At 36.8% G+C, this 18,917-nt stretch carries 13 protein-coding genes and 1 tRNA gene; 11 read left to right on the forward strand and 3 right to left on the reverse strand.

The annotated features are described in order from the left end of the window. Positions 1-47 precede the first annotated feature (47 nt). A complete protein-coding gene (locus tag OL225_RS09390) occupies positions 48-1,859 on the reverse strand; it encodes a TonB-dependent receptor plug domain-containing protein (protein WP_264518060.1) in 1,812 nt (603 codons plus the stop codon). 639 nt (positions 1,860-2,498) lie between these two features. Here OL225_RS09390 and uvrA point away from each other — a divergent pair. Both uvrA and OL225_RS09400 read left to right on the forward strand, forming a co-directional pair. Next, entirely contained in the window at positions 2,499-5,291 is a 2,793-nt protein-coding gene (uvrA, locus tag OL225_RS09395; RefSeq protein ID WP_264518061.1) for an excinuclease ABC subunit UvrA, read from the forward strand. 79 nt (positions 5,292-5,370) lie between these two features. Then, positions 5,371-6,138, forward strand: a complete 768-nt coding sequence (locus OL225_RS09400; RefSeq protein ID WP_264518062.1) for a methyltransferase domain-containing protein — start codon at positions 5,371-5,373, stop codon at positions 6,136-6,138. A 216-nt stretch (positions 6,139-6,354) separates the two neighbouring features. On the opposite strand, the gene OL225_RS09405 is transcribed toward OL225_RS09400, so the two are convergent. Further along, the gene (locus OL225_RS09405) at positions 6,355-6,996 is read right to left on the reverse strand and encodes an NAD(P)-dependent oxidoreductase (protein WP_264518063.1); all 642 of its coding nucleotides are present in this window, start codon (positions 6,994-6,996) and stop codon (positions 6,355-6,357) included. A 352-nt stretch (positions 6,997-7,348) separates the two neighbouring features. Here OL225_RS09405 and OL225_RS09410 point away from each other — a divergent pair, with 352 nt between their 5' ends. From OL225_RS09410 to OL225_RS09425, 4 genes are all read left to right on the forward strand, one after another. Further along, positions 7,349-8,458: an epoxide hydrolase family protein gene (locus tag OL225_RS09410; protein ID WP_264518064.1), complete on the forward strand. Its 1,110-nt coding sequence runs from the start codon at positions 7,349-7,351 to the stop codon at positions 8,456-8,458. Positions 8,459-8,466: 8 nt separating this feature from the next. Further along, entirely contained in the window at positions 8,467-9,243 is a 777-nt protein-coding gene (locus OL225_RS09415) for an alpha/beta hydrolase (RefSeq protein ID WP_264518065.1), read from the forward strand. A 112-nt stretch (positions 9,244-9,355) separates the two neighbouring features. Further along, the gene (locus tag OL225_RS09420) at positions 9,356-10,786 is read left to right on the forward strand and encodes a S41 family peptidase (protein ID WP_264518066.1); all 1,431 of its coding nucleotides are present in this window, start codon (positions 9,356-9,358) and stop codon (positions 10,784-10,786) included. Between the two features lie 572 nt (positions 10,787-11,358). Further along, a tRNA-Arg gene (locus OL225_RS09425) sits at positions 11,359-11,430 on the forward strand. A gap of 247 nt (positions 11,431-11,677) precedes the next feature. Here OL225_RS09425 and OL225_RS09430 read toward each other — a convergent pair. Beyond that, entirely contained in the window at positions 11,678-12,118 is a 441-nt protein-coding gene (locus OL225_RS09430; protein WP_264518067.1) for a lysozyme, read from the reverse strand. A 454-nt stretch (positions 12,119-12,572) separates the two neighbouring features. Here OL225_RS09430 and OL225_RS09435 point away from each other — a divergent pair, with 454 nt between their 5' ends. The 5 genes from OL225_RS09435 (at position 12,573) to OL225_RS09455 (ending at position 18,858) form a co-directional block, all read left to right on the forward strand. After that, positions 12,573-12,926: a hypothetical protein gene (locus OL225_RS09435; protein ID WP_047375178.1), complete on the forward strand. Its 354-nt coding sequence runs from the start codon at positions 12,573-12,575 to the stop codon at positions 12,924-12,926. A 188-nt stretch (positions 12,927-13,114) separates the two neighbouring features. Beyond that, positions 13,115-15,373 carry a TonB-dependent siderophore receptor gene (locus tag OL225_RS09440; RefSeq protein WP_264518068.1) on the forward strand — a complete coding sequence of 753 codons (2,259 nt, stop codon included), beginning with the start codon at positions 13,115-13,117 and terminating at the stop codon, positions 15,371-15,373. Positions 15,374-15,376: 3 nt separating this feature from the next. Then, positions 15,377-16,822 carry an ABC transporter permease gene (locus OL225_RS09445; RefSeq protein WP_264518069.1) on the forward strand — a complete coding sequence of 482 codons (1,446 nt, stop codon included), beginning with the start codon at positions 15,377-15,379 and terminating at the stop codon, positions 16,820-16,822. Next, positions 16,823-18,169, forward strand: coding sequence for a DUF3526 domain-containing protein (locus OL225_RS09450; protein WP_264518070.1), 1,347 nt, complete (start codon positions 16,823-16,825; stop codon positions 18,167-18,169). It abuts the gene before it with no gap. After that, a complete protein-coding gene (locus tag OL225_RS09455) occupies positions 18,163-18,858 on the forward strand; it encodes an ABC transporter ATP-binding protein (protein ID WP_047375182.1) in 696 nt (231 codons plus the stop codon). Before OL225_RS09450 ends, OL225_RS09455 begins: the two co-directional genes overlap by 7 nt. Positions 18,859-18,917: the final 59 nt, after the last annotated feature.

Below are 18,917 nucleotides of genomic sequence, written 5' to 3' on the forward strand. Positions count from 1 at the left end.
TTTTAACAATTTGTTAATATTAACTTTCATTAATATTGAATTAACACCTACTTAATATTAATTGTGTAAGAAAATCCAATGTGGAACCACCTTTGCGGCATTGCCACTCCAAACGCTTCCGTATAATTCGTATTGGTAATATTGTTAATTAATACATACACTGAGTAGTCTTTTTTAGCAAAACTCAACTTTTCATCAACAAGATTATAGGTTCCCAGATTTACTCTTTCGTTGTAACGGTAAACAAGCTCATTGGTAAAGTTTTTCAGGAATTTCACCTCTAATTTGGAAACCAACTGGTGCTTCAGATTATCCAGAATATATCTTGAAACCAGACCATTCTTTTCTTCATATTTACTGTCAATATAAGTATACCCAATAGTATATTTCAGCCAGTCTACCGGCCTGTGGCTCCACTCTGCTTCGATTCCTTTGGTTTTGATGTCTCCTACATTTTCTGCAAACCATACTTTGTCTTTAAGGTCATTTTTAACCCAGTCAATAGAATTGCTGGAATTCCTTAAAAATCCGCTTATTTTAGCTAAAATTCTGTTATTCTGATATTGATATCCTACCTCGGATGAAAGCGCATTTTCAGGCTGTAAATTCGGATTTCCCTGTTCCGTTCCGCTTACATAATAAAGTTCGGTAAAGGTTGGTATACGGTGTACTTTTGCAATATTTCCGTAGATTTTACTATTAGGATTAAAGTTATAGCCGACATCCAAACCAGGATAAAAGAAATTCCCTTCTTTAGAATAGTTGGCCCAGGAAATTCCCGGACTGATGTTAAGTTTCTTATCCAGTAATGAAAAATGATGTTCAAAGAAAACCTGAGATACAAAACGGTTTCTGTCGCCCAGATTACTGCTTACCAGAAATTCTTTTCTAAGTTCTACACCAATTCCGGTTGTTCCCAATCCCCATTGGTAGCTGGAATTCACTTCGCCTCCTACATTATTTCCAATGTGCATGTTTCGGTAGAAACCCGGATTCCATCTGTCATAAAGGTACATATCCTGCCCTCTTCTCCAATATACGTTTGAATTAAGTTTCAACTTTCCAAAAGTCTGCTGATGAGCCACACTTACAATAGAAGCCTGCGTTTCCTCATACTGTTTTGTTGCTGCACTGGAAGCATAAAAACCATTAGCCCCGAATTTCTTTTCCGAAAAGCCGGCCTGTACTCTCACATCTCCGTTTTTAATATTCAGTTTCCCCTGATAAAAGACATTTCTGATCTCATAATCAGTATTAAACATATACCCTTCTGAAGAAGCAGAATTAGCCTGAAGGGAGTTAGTAAACTTTTCATTTCCTATCTGAGCATTGAATCCAAGGCCGTAAGTACCGAAATCTCCTCCATCCGCACTGATTTTCACTTTTTTCCCAGGAACCGCTTTGGTAATAATATTGATAACACCGGCATAAGCATTCTGTCCAAAACGTCTGGCAGCCGGCCCTTTTATGATTTCTATTTTTTCTACGTCATCAAGATCCACCGGGATATTCATATTATTATGTCCGGTCTGGGAATCATTCATCCTGATTCCGTTCAGAAGCAGAAGAACCTGCTCAAAAGAGCTTCCCCTGAAACCGATATCACTCTGCACCCCATTGGCTCCTCTCCTTCTGATATCCATTCCTGGTACCTGCTGAAGAATTTCGTCTATACTTTTAGCCGGAGAATTTACAATATCTTCTCTGCTGATAACGCTGATATTCTGGTTAGCACTTTTATAAGGTGTAGAGATAAATTTTCCCTGAAATTCAATGCTTTCAATATCTGTTGTCTTATCCTGTGCATTTACCCAAAGTAAAGATCCCAGAAAAAAAGCACTTCCTATCTTTTTGATCATAATCGTTTCCGTAGTTTTTTATAACAGATCCCAAAAGTAAGAGAGTTCACTAAGACAGGCAAATGATAGTTATCATAAAAAAAGATGCAGCGTAGCGCTGCATCTTTGTGAGGGAGTAATTCTATCTTTTCTTCATTAAATGTGTAACCAGATCTCTGAATAATTTTCTCATTTCTTATTACATATTTAAGGATACAATTTTAAATAATTTTAAAATACAAAACAATAGTTTCATAAAAAAAGTTAACATAATTTCTAAAACTATACAGAATACTGTAGAATAAGCAATAAAATAAGAATAAATCACAAAATCAGTTTCATTTCCCCATTTTCCAATGACTATATTTCAATTTTTTTCTCTTAATTTTCCGTTTATGATAATAATTTTTAACAATAAGATATGCATAAAATTTCCAGTAAAAATTCGTAATTTTGTGGGTCTTAATTTTACGATGAAACTATTCTTTTTCAACTGTATTTTTAAACAGTACTTTTTAATAAAATGATGTTACAGGGATCAGATAGATTGAGGAATAGCTTAAAAGTTCAATTGATGACCGCCCTGAAATATTCAGTGGCAAAACACCATTATACTGACGGCCTTAATGCTGTACAGTCACTTTTATGAATAAACAAAATATGGCTAATACAACAGAAATAGACATAAAAAAACAGATTTTTGTTAAGAATGCACATCTTAACAATCTGAAACATATAGATGTCCTGATCCCGAAGAATAAACTGATTGTTATTACAGGAGTTTCAGGAAGCGGTAAGTCATCTTTGGCCTTTGATACCATTTATGCTGAAGGGCAAAGAAGATATGTTGAAAGTTTAAGTTCTTATGCACGTCAGTTTTTGGGAAAATTAGAAAAACCAAAAGTAGATGATATCAAAGGACTTGCGCCGTCTATTGCGATCCAGCAGAAAGTAATTTCTTCCAACCCGCGTTCTACGGTAGGAACATCTACGGAGATTTATGATTATATGAAACTTCTTTTTGCCAGAATCGGGAAAACTTTTTCTCCTGTTTCGGGTGAAGAAGTGAAAAAAGACTCGGTTTCTGATGTGGTAGATTTTATCAAAGCTTCCAAAAAAGATACTTCTTTTTTATTGACAGCTCCTTTGGAATATGATGCGGACAATTTCAAAGAAACCCTGAATATTCTGAAGCTGGCAGGTTTCACAAGACTTGAAATCAACGGGAACCTAGCAGGAATTGAAGACCTGGAAAGCTTTGGATTTGCTCCTGAAAAAGGAATGGTGATCAATCTTGTTATTGACCGTTTCTCCTATGAAGAAGACGAAAGTTTTTTACAAAGACTTGCAGATTCTATTCAGATGGCATTTTATGAAGGACGAGGCTATTGTTCATTAAAAAATACAGATACTGAAAAGGTAAAAGAATTCTCCAATAAGTTTGAACTGGACGGAATGGAGTTTCTTGAGCCGAATGTTCATTTTTTCAGCTTTAACAACCCATATGGAGCATGTCCTGCATGTGAAGGATATGGAAAAGTAATCGGAATAGATGAAGATCTTGTAATCCCCAATAAAACATTATCTATCTACGAAGATGCCGTTGTCAGCTGGAGAGGTGAGACTATGAGTGAGTGGAAAAAAGACTTCATCAAAAAGGCTGGAGATTTCCCTATTCATAAACCTTATCACCAATTAACAAAAGAGCAGAAAAACTTCCTTTGGAAAGGTGACGGAAAAAACAGTTTCCCATCCATCAATAATTTCTTCAAAATGCTTGAAGAAAACTTATATAAAATTCAGTACAGGGTAATGCTTTCACGCTACAGAGGAAAAACCCTTTGTCCTACATGTGAAGGATTGAGGCTTCGTGAAGAAACCAGCTGGGTAAAAGTAGACGGACATAACATCCAGTCGATGATAGAACTTCCTTTGGATGAACTGGCTCCGGTGATCAATGGGCTGAAGCTTTCAGATCACGACAAAGAAGTTGCTAAAAGGCTGATCTATGAAATTACAACCCGTCTTGAATTTTTACTAAAGGTAGGATTAGGATATTTAACATTAAACAGGACTTCCAATACCCTTTCAGGAGGAGAAAGTCAGAGAATCAACTTAGCGACCAGCTTAGGAAGTTCTTTGGTAGGTTCTATCTATATTCTGGATGAACCTTCTATTGGTCTTCACTCTAAAGACACGGAAAACCTGATTGAAGTATTGAAAAATCTTCGTGACCTTGGAAATACTGTAATTGTGGTGGAACATGACGAAGATGTAATGAGAGCCGCTGATTATATTATTGATATTGGTCCTGAAGCAGGCTACCTTGGTGGTGAACTGGTATTTGCCGGAGATTATAAAGACCTGAAAAAAGCCAACACGCTTACTTCGGAATATCTTACCGGAAGACTGGAAATTGAGGTCCCGAAAAAACGAAGAAAAGGAAAGGAATGGATTCACATTAAGGGAGCCCGTCAGAATAACCTTAAAAATATAGATGTAGATGTTCCTTTGGAAAGCCTTGTTGTAATTTCCGGGGTTTCAGGAAGCGGAAAATCTACTTTGATGAAAGAAATCCTTACCAATGACATTCAGATCCAGCTTGGAATGGGTGGAAAAAAAGGAGATTATGATTCTGTAGAATTCCCGAAAAAACTGATTAAAAATATTGAATTGATTGATCAGAATCCGATTGGAAAATCATCCCGTTCAAACCCGGTAACTTATTTAAAAGCTTACGACGACATCCGTGATCTTTTTGCCAAACAGAAAGTAGCGAAAATGATGGGTTACAAGCCTAAACATTTCTCTTTTAACGTAGATGGCGGAAGATGTGATGAATGTAAAGGAGAAGGAGTTATCAACGTTTCTATGCAGTTTATGGCAGACATTGAGCTTGAATGCGAGGTTTGTAAAGGAACACGATTTAAAAACGAGATCCTTGAAGTAAAATTTGATGAGAAAAACATCTCGGATATTCTTCATATGACCGTAAATGAAGCACTGGAATTCTTTAAAGATAATAATGAAGAAAAGATTGTAACGAAACTGAAGCCTCTTCAGGAAGTAGGCTTAGGATATTTACAGCTTGGACAAAGCTCTTCTACCCTTTCCGGCGGTGAGGCACAACGTGTGAAACTGGCTTCATTCCTTGTAAAAGGGGTAACAACGGATAAAACCTTGTTTATCTTTGATGAACCTTCCACAGGACTTCACTTCCATGACATTCAGAAGCTATTGAAATCACTGCAGGCATTGATTGATCTTGGGCATTCCGTGATTGTTATTGAGCACCAGCCTGATATTATCAAATGTGCAGATTATATTATTGATATCGGTCCGGAAGCAGGAAAACACGGTGGCGAAGTTGTATTTGCAGGAACTCCTGAAGACCTCATTAAAAATAAAAAGTCCTATACGGCAAAATATATCAAAGAAAAACTTGAACAATAAATAAAATCGGCTGTTTTAAAACAGCCGATTTTTTATTTAGATTCTCTATCTTTATTCAACCATTACAAAATTATTCTTTATGCCCTGGAATCCCGAACTATACGATCAGTACAAAGATGTACGCTACAAACCTTTTTACGATTTAGCAGCATTAATCAAGCCTGAAAGCAATATAAAAGCCATTGACTTAGGCTGCGGTACCGGAGAACAAACCTCCATTTTAACCGAAAAACTGACAGGTTCTACTTTTTTAGGAATTGATTCATCAGCAGAAATGCTTGAAAAATCCAGGAAGTTTGAAAATGAGAATCTGCATTTTAAACTTCAGACCATTGAAGAAACAGCACAGTCTCATCAGAAATGGGATCTTGTCTTTAGTAATGCCGCTTTACAATGGGCTGATGATCACAAAACTTTATTTCCTAAAATCATTGGACTGCTATCTTCCGGAGGTCAGTTAGCTATTCAGATGCCTGTTCAGAAAGAAAATATCCTGAATCAGATTTTAACGGAAATGGCAGATGAAGAGCCTTATGCATCACAGTTAAATCATTTCAATCGTGATTCACCGGTACTTTCAATGGATGATTATGCACAGATACTGTTTGATAACGGAATTCAGGATATTGAAATTTTCCAGAAGGTTTATCCTATTATTGCCGATGATTATGAGGCTTTATATGAATTTATTTCAGGAACAGCCTTATTACCTTACCTGGAACGTCTGGAAGGAGATCAGAAAGAAAGTTTCATTACTGAATTTAAATCACGCATAGCACAAAGGTTTACAAAATATCCGGCCATCTATGCATTTAAACGCATCCTGATGTATGGCCGTAAAAAATAAAAGATATTAAAACAGAAACAGCTGTCTCAGAATTCAAATAGTTTGAACTTTGTCATTGACTACGTCGAATCTTCGATTTCTGACGAAGGAAGAATCTCATTGATAACCAATATATGAGATTCTTCACTACATTGCAGAACTTTGTTCGCAGACACCTTCAGTCTGTGTTCAGAATGACATTTCTGAGACAACTACTTCTGTTTATTAATAAAATAGTTACTCTTTCAGATTATACAAAAACGGGCTTTTCCTGATATACTCAGAATTTTCAATCTGAGAAGCCAAAAACTCAGCAAGATCTGCAGCACTGATACCTTCACCTTTGCAGTCTGTGAGACTTGTTTCAGCTTCAAAACTTTCTTCTGTAAGATGAATCAACGGTAACCTTACCAAAGTCCAGTCCAGATTGCTTCCCAAAAGAAGTTCGTATTCTTTTTGTTTGTCTGCTGTTGTCTCAGGATAATTCTGGTACATCCAGTCTGTTGCCATTTTTACCTTTTCATTTTTTTGATCAAATGGTGTATTCACACTCAAACCTGTGGTTACAATATAACGACTGATCCCATGATAATTCATCGCCCTGATTATATTTTTCGCGGCATCACTGAATATAGATTTCTCTCCTTTTGGCTGCCCTAAAGTGCTCATTACAATATTAGCTCCTTCAATCAATAAACCGACAGCTGTTTCATCTCTTACATCTCCTTTTACCACTTCAATTAAGGAATTTTGAGTGGTAAAATTTTCAGGATGTCTTACTAAAAGTTTAAGGGAATATCCTTTTTTCAAAAGGTTTTGAACCAGATATTGTCCGGATTTTCCTGTTCCGCCGATGATGGCAATTTTATAGGTTTTCATAATGATTTTTTTAATATTAAACATTAATAATCAACAGCAGATTAACCGCTAATGACTGTTGATACTGCAAATGACGTATTGTCTTTGCTTTTAAATATGATATAAAATGGATTGGGTTCAGAACATTGAACCTAAGATGTTCAGGGCTAAAAATAACACCTGATAATAGTAATATGTATTACGAGATTTTAATGAATTAAAGTTACCTATTTTCCATCATTAAAAAATCAAAAAATTTATGATTTTGACAACATTTATTAAAAGAGAAAGTGTTTAACTTTGATAACAATCTTACTATCAACATATTCCAAAAAAAAAAAAAAAAAAACTTACACCAAAACAAAATAATAATATGGAACCATTTACAGTAAACATTCCCGAATCGGTAATAACCGACCTGAAAAACCGTATCCAAAACACCAGATGGCCGGCTGAACCAGATGGCTCTGGCTGGAACTACGGCACCAACGAAACTTATCTGAAAGAGCTTACCAGCTACTGGATAAACAATTACAACTGGAAGACGCATGAACAGCAGTTAAATCAGTATCCGCAGTATACAACCCGCATAGACGGTATTCTGATTCATTTTCAATACATCAGAGGAAAAGGTCCCAACCCCAAGCCACTGATCCTTACCCATGGCTGGCCGGACAGCTATTACCGTTTTCATAAAATCATTCCATTGCTTACCGAAGGCGAACAGAGTTTTGATTTGATTATCCCTTCTATTCCGGGATTTGGGTTTTCTGATAAAATAGCAGTCAGTAGTGAAAAGGTCGCCGATCTGTGGAAAAAACTGATGACGGAAGTACTTGGGTATGAAAAATTCTGTGCTGCCGGAGGAGATATAGGTATGGGCGTTGTCAAATCATTAACTTCAAAGTATCCGGAAGTACTGGAAGCCGTTCATCTTACAGATGTAGGGTACCCAACCGGTCAGGAAGATCCGGCAACAATGAGTGAAGATGAGAAACAATTCGCGCAGTTTGTCCAGCACTGGTGGTACAGTGAAGGAGCTTACGCGATGGTACAGTCTACCAAACCTCAGTCTCTTGCTTATGGACTGAACGACTCTCCTATCGGACTTGCAGGCTGGATCATAAGCTTTATCAACGCCGGATCGCCACCGGAATTAATAGAAACTGCCTTTGGAGGAAAGGATGAAATCCTCACCAATATTATGATTTACTGGGTAACCCAAACAATAGGATCTTCTGCCAGAATGTACAAAGAAGATGCTGCCGCTTTATGGAGCGGAACTCACGTTCATCACAAAAGCAATATTCCGGCCGGAGTACTCGTATTTCCCCGTGAAGCCCAGTTTCCCAAAGAGTGGGCAGAACGTTTCGTGAATGTGACCAGCTTTAAAAAGATGAGTGAAGGAGGTCATTTTGCCGCATTGGAATTACCTCATATATTTGCAGATGAACTAAGATCATTCTTTTATTCTGCTAAATAAAATAATCCATGAAATACTTCTTTTCTATTCTTTTTGCCATACCTCTTTTTATAACCAGTTGTGCTGTACAAAATAGAAATACTCAAAGTCATGATTATGAAGTAAAACTGGATACGTTAGCTATGTTTGACCAAAGCAGAAACCGTAAGATTCCTGTTGCCTTTTATTATCCAAAATCTGATAAAAAGATTCCCGGCCAGCAGATCGTCATCTTCAATCATGGGTATGGTTTCAATAAAGGCGGAGATTATTTTGTGTATTCTTATTTAACGGAAAAACTGGCTTCAAAAGGTTATTTTACGGTAAGCATTCAACATGAGCTGACGACAGACAGCCCTTTACCAACAGAAGGAAATTTACAGTTGGTAAGAAGGCCTTTCTGGCAAAATGGTTCGGATAACATTCTGTTTGTAATTAATGAACTTAAAAAGACAAAACCGGAACTGGATTATAAACATCTGACATTAATAGGACACTCCAATGGCGGTGATATGGCAGCATTATTCGGTAATCAGCACCCTAACCTGGTGTATAAACTGATTACAATGGATAACCGGAGAATGTTCCTGCCAAGAACTTCAGTTCCTAAAATTTATACTTTACGTTCTAACGATTATCCGGCTGATGAAGGAGTACTACCAAGCGAAACAGAGCAAAAAAAGTATTCTATGACAGTACAAACAACCTCCATCAACCATGGTCATATGGACAATAAAGGCAGTGATGACGAGAAAAAAATCTTAAGTGATTTTGTTTTAAAATATCTTTCTGAACAGGAATTTTAAGAAATCATATGTAAAGTCTAAAATTTGTTAATCCTTCTAAACCATTACTAAAATTTGTTAACAGAGTGTATATTTGTTGACAAGTTCTTTATTTTAGCCAAAATTAATAACTATGAAAAAATTGACCTACACTATGATAGCAGCATTTCTGTTCTGCTCAGTGGAAGCTCAAATACAAAATGCCGGTTTTGAAAACATGACAGATGGGTTACCCAATCACTGGAATATTAAAAAAACGGATTTATACGAAGGAAAGGTAGATTATACACAATACTTCGGAGGAAAAGCCTCGATGCAGCTTACAGGAAAATCTGATGATACCAAAAATTTTCAATCTTTCTCTCAAAAAGTTCCTCTTGACATTCAGGAATTACAGAAAATAGAAATAAGTGCCTATGTAAAATCTGAAAACACCCATGGAATAATCAATCTATGGACTCAGGTAAAAGATGAAAATGGTAAAATGATTGACTTCGGAAATTCAGAATCACAGCAAAAATCTATTGCTGTGAATAAAGACTGGACAAAATATTCTTTAATTTTCACTGTTGATAAAAATGTAAAAAGCCTGCTTCTTGGAGGGGTATTTACAGGGAACGGAACAGTTTGGTTTGATCATTTTGAGCTCAATAAAATTGCGTCTTCAAAAGATGAACCTTCAAAAGTTTCTGCCAGATACATTCAGGAGTTTAGAGATATTGTGAAAAAGAATTCTATTTTTTCAGATAGATTAGACTGGAAGAATATTGATACCAATCTGAATTACCTTGCAAAAGGAATGAAAACCATTGATGATACAGATACCGCTTTAAATTATATCATCAAAAGCCTGAGAGAAGCTGGTGATAACCATTCTTTCATTGATGGCAAAGAACGTACAGAAAAACTGAAAACTACCAATACCAATGATGCAAAGCCTGATTCCAGACTAATCAACCAGAACATCGGGTATGTTTCTGTTCCGGGTTTTGCTTCTTTAAATACGGAAGTTGGAGATGCTTTTGCCTTACAGATTCACAGTATGATTAAAAAACTGGACTCTGAAAATAAGATTAAAGGCTGGATTGTAGACCTGAGAACCAACACCGGAGGAAATATGCACCCTATGATCAGTGGACTTGGAAGCCTGATCGGTGAAGGAACACTGGGGTATTTTGTTTATAATGGTAAAAAGAGTCCATGGATCTATAAAAACAGAAAGTTTGGTCCGCATAAAATTGAGGAACCTTATGAGCTTAAGAGCGGTCAGTCAAAAATAGCGGTGCTGATTGGTCCAAGTACAGCAAGCTCCGGAGAAGCTACCACCATTGCTTTTATTGGAAAGAACAATGTAAAATTAATTGGGCAGCCTTCAGCAGGATATACTTCAGCAAACAGACCTTATACTTTAAGTGACGGTAAAAGTCTTGCTTTGGCCACTTCTTACGAAATGGACCGTAACGGAAAAGTCTATTACGGAAAGATAGATCCGGACATTCCTGTAGAACCGAAAGAAGGAAAGGATATGGATATTGAGGCAGCAAAAAACTGGATTTTAAACTAGCAGCAAAGTTATCCACAACAAATTGTGGATAACTTGTGAATTTTAACATTAAATTCATATTTCGTATTAAAATAATTACTACATTTACTATGTAATAAAAATCGAAGTGGAAACTTTATTTGCTTTTCTTACTACTATTGAAATTGCAATTAAATTTGAAATAAAAATTTAAGCACAGCATTGTCGGCTGTGCTTTTTATTGTTGTCTAATTAAAAAAATGAGATGTATTTATCTACTGGATCTGCTCCTAAAGGGCAGATTCTTTTATCCATATACCCTTTTTAAATAACGCTTTCTGAAGATTATTTGACTCAGTCAAAATCTGGAAAAAAGTATTTTGTACCGCTTACATTTTGACGCAAAGGTTTAATAATATAAAATGTATATTCTAAAGGGAGCAGGAATATAATCAACTTCGTTGATTCTTTATAAGCAAACGTATAGCTTCATCTGCGACATTGTCGCTTTCTTAGCTTCCTTATTAATAATGGATTGAATTTTGTCTTTGCGTTTGAAAAAAGTTTCAGAGAATGAAGTTTAGAAAAGTAAAGACAGAGCTTCTTTTAAATCAGGCCTCATAGTTCAATGGATAGAATAAAAGTTTCCTAAACTTTAGATTCAGGTTCGATCCCTGGTGAGGTCACTTATATATTTAATACTTTCCCAACAAAAAACCTCCTATGCATTAGGAGGTAAAAAAAAAATGTCTCTTTCAACTAATTTGAATTATCCAATCTTCAAATATAATGCAAACAGGAATTTACGGATATGACTGTAGTCATAACTCTACGGGTATGGTAAATTTTTAGAGCAGGAATTAAAGTTTATTAGAAAAGAATCTGACGGCTTTTTTAGCTAATAAATAATCCCCACCTAACAGTGGGGAATATCTATTTCCCAAAGAACAGATCTGCTTCTGCCTTTCTTCTTCGGATAAGCCCATTTAATATTTTTCCGCCAGCAGCAATATATTTCGTAGTAAACCAATTTCTGATTTCTAAATCTGCTGCTCTTTTGTTGATGAGAGAAAACAAAGTCTCAGATCCTCCGGTATTGTAAGCATGAGAAACCAGCGCATCAAACTGATTCTGATTGAGTTCTATTTTCACTTTCGAGTTCACTATTTTCTCATAAGATGGCAGGACTTCAGCGAATAACTCTGCTCCTTTTTCTTTTGTGATTGGCGGATCTTTCATCGTTACTTTCTTTCCTCCGGGATAGTAAGTGTTACCATACCCTATTGTCGGAATTCCTGCAGAATCCAGATAAGGCTTAGCACTGAAGCCTTCAAATGATACGATCAGATTGATTCCTTTTTGTGATGTTTTCATGTATTTAGTTTTATGTATTATTCAGCAAAATTAAAATTGTAAATCCCAAAATCGTGAGGAAAAACCCCTATTTTAATGCTAGTGTCTAATCTTTTTTGTTTGCTGTTTATCTTCGGCTTTTTCCAATTTATTTTCAACTTTTTTAGCGGACGTTTGTTGAGAATTTGCCCAATCTCTGAATGTATTGAGGTTGTATTTATAAAAACAAAAAAACCTCCCGAATCACCGGAAGGTTATACTGTAATTTGTCAGAAATATGAAATTTCAATGGGCCAAATATAGCAAGTGTTTAATGTCACAAAATATGATCCGGATCATACTGCTATGGAAAATATTTCATGTATGCAACGAAGAATAAAACCATTAGGTTTGAAATTATCGCTTGAAAAATATCTGTTACTTTTCATTCATCATTCAATTTTTATCAAATTAAATTGTACTTTTGTTTTCTATTATGCAAAAATTTCTCAGAGTCTTTTTTGTTTTCTCTTTACTTCTGATATTTGTTTCTAATGTCAGCGGCGTAACAACGTGTTTTGATCATGCTAATCATGCCAAAAGTAAAGTGATCTATAAAAAAGGTTCCAAAGAAGAGAAAATTCCTACCTTTTCACAGGATGATGAATGTCAGTGTGCACTTCATATGCATATGAACAATGTTCTCCTTCCTGAACCTTTGGATATGGATTTTGTTATCAATACTACGAATGACAACGAAATGCCTCAGCCCAAAGCTATTTCATACCGTTGTCTTCTCGACTTCTTCAGCTCCCGGGCTCCCCCATCTTCATTTTTCGCAGCAGCTTAATTTATACTGCTGTCATTTTTCATATACAGATTTTTTAGTCTGTACTGTTATTCCGTGGATACCTGTGTTTTCACACACTTAAAGATATCCTTTTATTAATGGGCATATTCAAGGTCCGTACATCCCTATTCATGACTACCTGTAATTTTAATTATCCGGGAATAATTTTTTGTATTTCCCCAAATTCTGTGAAACTTTTAAGTTTAAGTTTCATTACCGTATCCTCATTTCTGTATGCGCAGTCCCGCCCTGAAGATTCTTTATCTACAATGGTACAAACGGTTGAAATTATCGGAAGAAAGTCTAAAGATTATACTTCCGACTACTCTTTTGCCGCCACCAAGATTGCTATGAAAAACAAAGATCTGCCTTTAACTCTTAATACGGTTACCAAGGAATTGATTACCGACCGCCAGGCTTTTCAGCTTGGAGATGTTATGAAAAATGTGAACGGAGTCTCTCCTTCCAGTTATTACAACCAATACAACATTCGGGGAATCAGTCAAAATGAAGAAGGGCAGATTATCAATGGAATGCGGACCAGACAGTATTATTTTTTACAGCCTATGACTTCCAATATAGAGCGTGTGGAAGTTTTCAAAGGTCCTGCAAGCATTACCATGTCCAGTGTAGATCCCGGAGGAACAATTAATATGGTTACCAAAAAACCATTGTCAGTTTCCCGTCACGAGATCAGTTTATCAGGAGGCAGTTTTGATACGTACCGTGTCACCACAGATCTTACAGGCCCTTTAAATAAGAGTAAAACCTTGCTGTATCGTTTTAATGGCGCTTACCAAAATGCTCAGTCGTTCAGGGATCATGTTAAAAACAGTGGCGTTTTAATTTCTCCTTCCATCACATTTGTTCCGAATGAAAAAACATCTGTGAATATAGAAATGATTTTTAATGATCTTTATGGAAACCTGGACAGAGGGCAGCCTATTTTCGGTGCCGTTGCAGGAAAAACAGATCTGAACAGTACTCCAAGAACATTAAACCTGGGAGCACCTGATGACTTTTTTAAAACCAGGGAACTGATTATAATGGGAAGTGCTGCCCATCATTTTAACGAAGCTATAAGTTTTAATGCATCTTATATGAAGCAATACTGGAGAGAAAACCTGCAGGAACACCGAACAACCAATTCCTTTGTTCCAGATATGGATAACAAACCGGTTTCCAGCCTCGCGATGATGCAGTTTGTACAAAGAAAGCAAAACTGGGCTGTAGACAATATTAATGCTTATTTTAATTTTAAATTCAAAACAGGCGTTGTTCAGCATCAGGCTTTAATAGGCTATGACAGTCAAATCTGGGAAAAGCGTAAAGGCGGACAGCAGAATGCCGCAAGAGGTTTTCTGTTAAAGAACGGCTCTGTAGTTCCTTCTTACAAACCTGCTAACGTTGATGATTACCAGACTTTCAATTATAACGGAATACTTATTCCTAAACCCAATGTCACTCCATTTGATCTGAATCCGGGTGCAGAAAACTATCAAAATAATGATTTTAATACGTTGAATATCATAACTCCTCTTCCTTCTGCTCTTACAACTACACACGCTGCTTATATCCAGCATTTTTTCACATGGAAAAAGTTTAAAATTCTATCAGGAATACGTCAGGAATGGTTTCAGGACACCACCAATTTCAGAGAGCCCAATGAGTCTTCATTCCGAAATAATAAAGTTCTATACAGATTCGGGATTACATACAGTCTTACAGATCATATCAATTTTTACGGAACTTATCTTACCGGATTCCAGCCGCAATCCAATACGGTAACATTAATGCCCAATACCTCCAGCCTCACAGGTACCGAATCTGCAGCGCGATTTAAACCATTGACTTCAGACCTTAAAGAACTGGGGATGAAAGCAGAGCTTTTCGGAAGGTTCTTATTGAATATTGCTGTGTATGAGATTAACCAGAGAAACATTTTAATCAATGCCAACAATCCTTCAGAACCTGATGAGCTTGTACAGCGAGGTGCAGACCGGAGCCGTGGATTTGAAGCTGAGCTTTCCGGGCACATCCTTCCTCAATGGCATATTTATGGAGGTTACAGCTATATTGATGCTAAAATACTGGATGATACCAATCCTGATCTTGCAGGGAAAAGGAAAGAAAATACTTCTAAAAATTCTGTCAATATCTGGACACGCTACAATTTTTCAACCATAGAGCTTATAAAAGACTTTGGCATTGGAGCAGGGATTCTTTATCAGAGTTCAAAAGTGCCGTGGTTTACAAGAAGTTTTGAACTTCCGGCATATACTACTATAGATGCTGCATTGTATTATACTCCTGCAAAATCTGTCCAGCTGGCTTTTAATCTGAATAATATTACCAATAAAGCCTACTGGATCGGGGCTCAGAATTACCTCAGGCTATTTCCGGGAACACCAAGAAATTATTTACTAACTGCTACTTACAAATTTTAAATTATGGCTATTTCAAACTTACAACTGATGGTGAGAAAGACCTGGCAAGACCTGTTTAAAGGGAAACAGAATCTGCTTATCACCATTACTGTACTCCTCTTCTGCATGCTGAGCATTGGCATCGGTTTTACAAAATACACTGATTCCTTTTCAAAAATAAAGGAATACCGGAAAGAAGTCCGGGAGCATTGGGAACAAAGACCTGATAAGCATCCGCATCGTATGGCTCATTATGGTTATCTGGTTTTCAGAATCGGACATCCACTAAATATTTTTGATAATGGGCTAGACGACTATCTTGGAAACGTCATATTTTTGGAAGCACATAAACAGAATACAGCCAATCTTTCAGAAGCCGGAAGTTCAGGTACTCTGGTCAGATTCGGAGCTTTCAGCAGTGCTTTTATTCTGCAGAGTATTGTTCCTTTGATTATTCTTTTTTTAGGGTTTGGATTAATAGTACAGGAACGTGAGAATGCCACCTTAAAAATCATCAGTGTGCAGGGCGCTTCGGGAAGAGATATTGTCTGGGGAAAAGTTCTGGGACTGTGGCTGTTTTCCCTATGTTTCCTGATTCCTGTAATTCCTGTAGTTTTTGTGGCTGCACTGCTGTCACAAACGACAGATTCAACAGATATTTTAATCCGTTTGTTGTTCCTGCTGCCCGCTTATATGATGTATTACTTTTTCATCAGCACTTTAACGGTTCTCGTTTCTGCGAACAGTAAAAGTACATCTTCAGCACTGATCAGCCTTATCGGTTTCTGGCTTCTTTTCATTATTGTTTTGCCAAAAGGGGTTCAGTTTGCTGCCCAGAATTTATATCCGGCTCCTTCCCGTATTGCTTTTGAAACCAATCTGGAAAAGGATATTTTAAAATCCGGGGATAGCCACAATCCTGACGATCCTCATTTTAAGAGAATTAAAGATTCTTTACTTGCTCATTATAAGGTAAACACCACCAATGAACTTCCTTTCAACTATGGAGGATTTGTCATGAAAGAAGGAGAAAAGATAAGTTCCAAAATTTATATCAGACATCAAAAAGAATTGCAGACCATTTATCACAGACAACAAAATCTCACTGATATTTCGGGATTAATTAATCCAGCCATTGCTCTTAAAAACTTTTCCATGATAGCAACGGGCACTGATTTTTTCTCTTATACTCAATTTCAAAAGCAGGCTGAAGAGTATCGCTATCAAATGGCTCAGCATTTAAATGATCTGCAGATTGAGCATATCAGCAATATTAAACCGGAGAAAGGAGGACCGCCTGCTGTGATAGATAAAGACAACTGGAAGAAATTCCCTGACTTTAATTATCAGTATACTGCTGTTTCAGACAGCTTGAAAGAGCAATTCATCCCTGCTATTGCTTTAGTTCTTTGGTTAGCAATATGCATTTTCGCAATTGAAATAAGTGGAAGAAAATTAAAATTAATCTAAATGAATCGTTATTTATATACCCAATTTTACCGTAACAAAGCCTACATCATTGCATTGTTATTTTTGTTCATGGCCGGGATTATGGCTATTTACACAGGGAAAAAATTTCTGGACAGGAATGAAGATATCATTTCCAAAAGCGGAGCATTTCAAAAAGAAAGCATAGAAAGGAACACAAAGTTTCATAAAGATGATCTGGGATTGGTTCTTTATTATATTAAATTTAATCTGGTGAATGAAACTCCCAGACTGGCTGCTTTAAATATCGGAATGCGTGATTTAAATCCTTCCATACAGGGAGTAACTATCCGAAATCTTGAAGAACAACGTTATAATTCTGATTTTTATAATCCAGCCAATGCTGCTGTCGGAAACTTTGATTTCAGTTTTGTGATTGTTTTCCTTTTCCCATTGGTGATTGTCGCGCTCTGTTATAATCTGATTTCTGAAGAAGAAGAAAGAGGAACCTGGAAGCTTCTTTCGGTACAAAGTGGCAATTTACAAAAGCTTCTGGATCATAAAATGCTCATCCGGCTGGGTGCGGTAACTGCTGTGTATTTCACTCTAATGATTATCGCTTCAGTTTGGATAAAAATACCTTTAGACCTTTATTATATTGCATTTGTGATCAGTGGATGGCTTTATATTCTGTTTTGGTTTGCGCTGTGCAGATGGGTTATTTCTTTTCGGAAATCATCAGCTCAGAATACATTGATCCTTCTCATTGTGTGGGTTAGCGTTAATTTTATTATTCCGATGAGCAGTAATATCCTGATCCAAAAAACCTATCCTGTTCATGAGTCCCTTAAAGCTGTCATGGAACAGAGAGAGGGTTATCACAACAAATGGGATGAAGCCAAGCGTCCTACTATGGAAAAGTTTTATAAAGTATATCCTCAGTACAAAAATTTCAAGGTAGAAGAAAATGATACTTTTACCTGGACCTGGTATTATGCCATGCAGCATATGGGAGATCTGGAGTCTGCAAAATCTTCAGAATTGTATACCGAAAAAATGCAGAAACGAAATCAGGCAGCCGTCTATTTAGGCTATTTCCTTCCGAATCTTCATACCCAGCTCGTAGGGAGTCATCTGGCGAGAACTGATATGAATAATCAATTGCAATATGCTTCTTCACTTAAGAAATTCCATGAGAAAAAACGGTTGTTCTTCTACCCGCTTATTTTCTCGGGAAAGAATGCCGAATCTATAAACTGGGCACAGCAAACCATACAGGTATCCGGCTTGTCTGAACATTTGAAATGGGTTCAGCTACTCCTGCCCTATCTTATCTTCATTGCTTTATTCATAATCCTCTCACAAAACAAATACAGAAAACTATGTTAAAAACCATCAACTTACATAAAAAATACAACGATTTCACAGCCCTTCATTCTCTTAATCTGGAAGTAAAGAAAGGGGAAATCTTCGCTCTTCTGGGACAAAACGGAGCCGGAAAAAGTACAACGATCAATATTCTTCTGGGGCTCATTAAAGCGACTTCCGGAGATGCTTTCATAAATGGTATATCTGTAAAAGATGAGCCGCAAAAAATTAAAAAGCATCTGGCTTACATTCCTGAAACAGTGCTTTTATATCCGCATCTTACAGGAATAGAAAACCTTGATTTTTTCTCCAAAATTGCAGGATTTAATTATCAGAAAGAAGAATTATCTGCACTCCTTAAGCGCACCGGATTACAGGAAACAGCTCACCAGAAAGCATTGGGAGGTTATTCTAAAGGAATGCGCCAGAAAGTAGGAATTGCCATTGCCCTCGCCAAAGATGCAAAAGTATTGCTCCTTGATGAGCCTACAAGCGGATTGGATCCTATAGCCACCGCAGAATTTACAGAAATTGTGCGCCAGCTCGGTAAAGAAGGCCGGACTGTTTTAATGGCTACCCATGATATTTTCAATGCGGTAAGTGTAGCGTCCAATATCGGAATTATGAAACAGGGAGAACTGGTACAGAACTTACCTTCCAAAGCATTTACAGCTCAGGAACTACAGGAACTGTATCTGAAAACGATTTAATATTCAGTTACTTTCATATTAATATCAATTGGTTGATGCCCGGTGACGTTTTTGTTACC

It is taken from the genome of Chryseobacterium viscerum (genome assembly GCF_025949665.1).
In the GTDB taxonomy this organism is placed as follows: domain Bacteria; phylum Bacteroidota; class Bacteroidia; order Flavobacteriales; family Weeksellaceae; genus Chryseobacterium; species Chryseobacterium viscerum_A.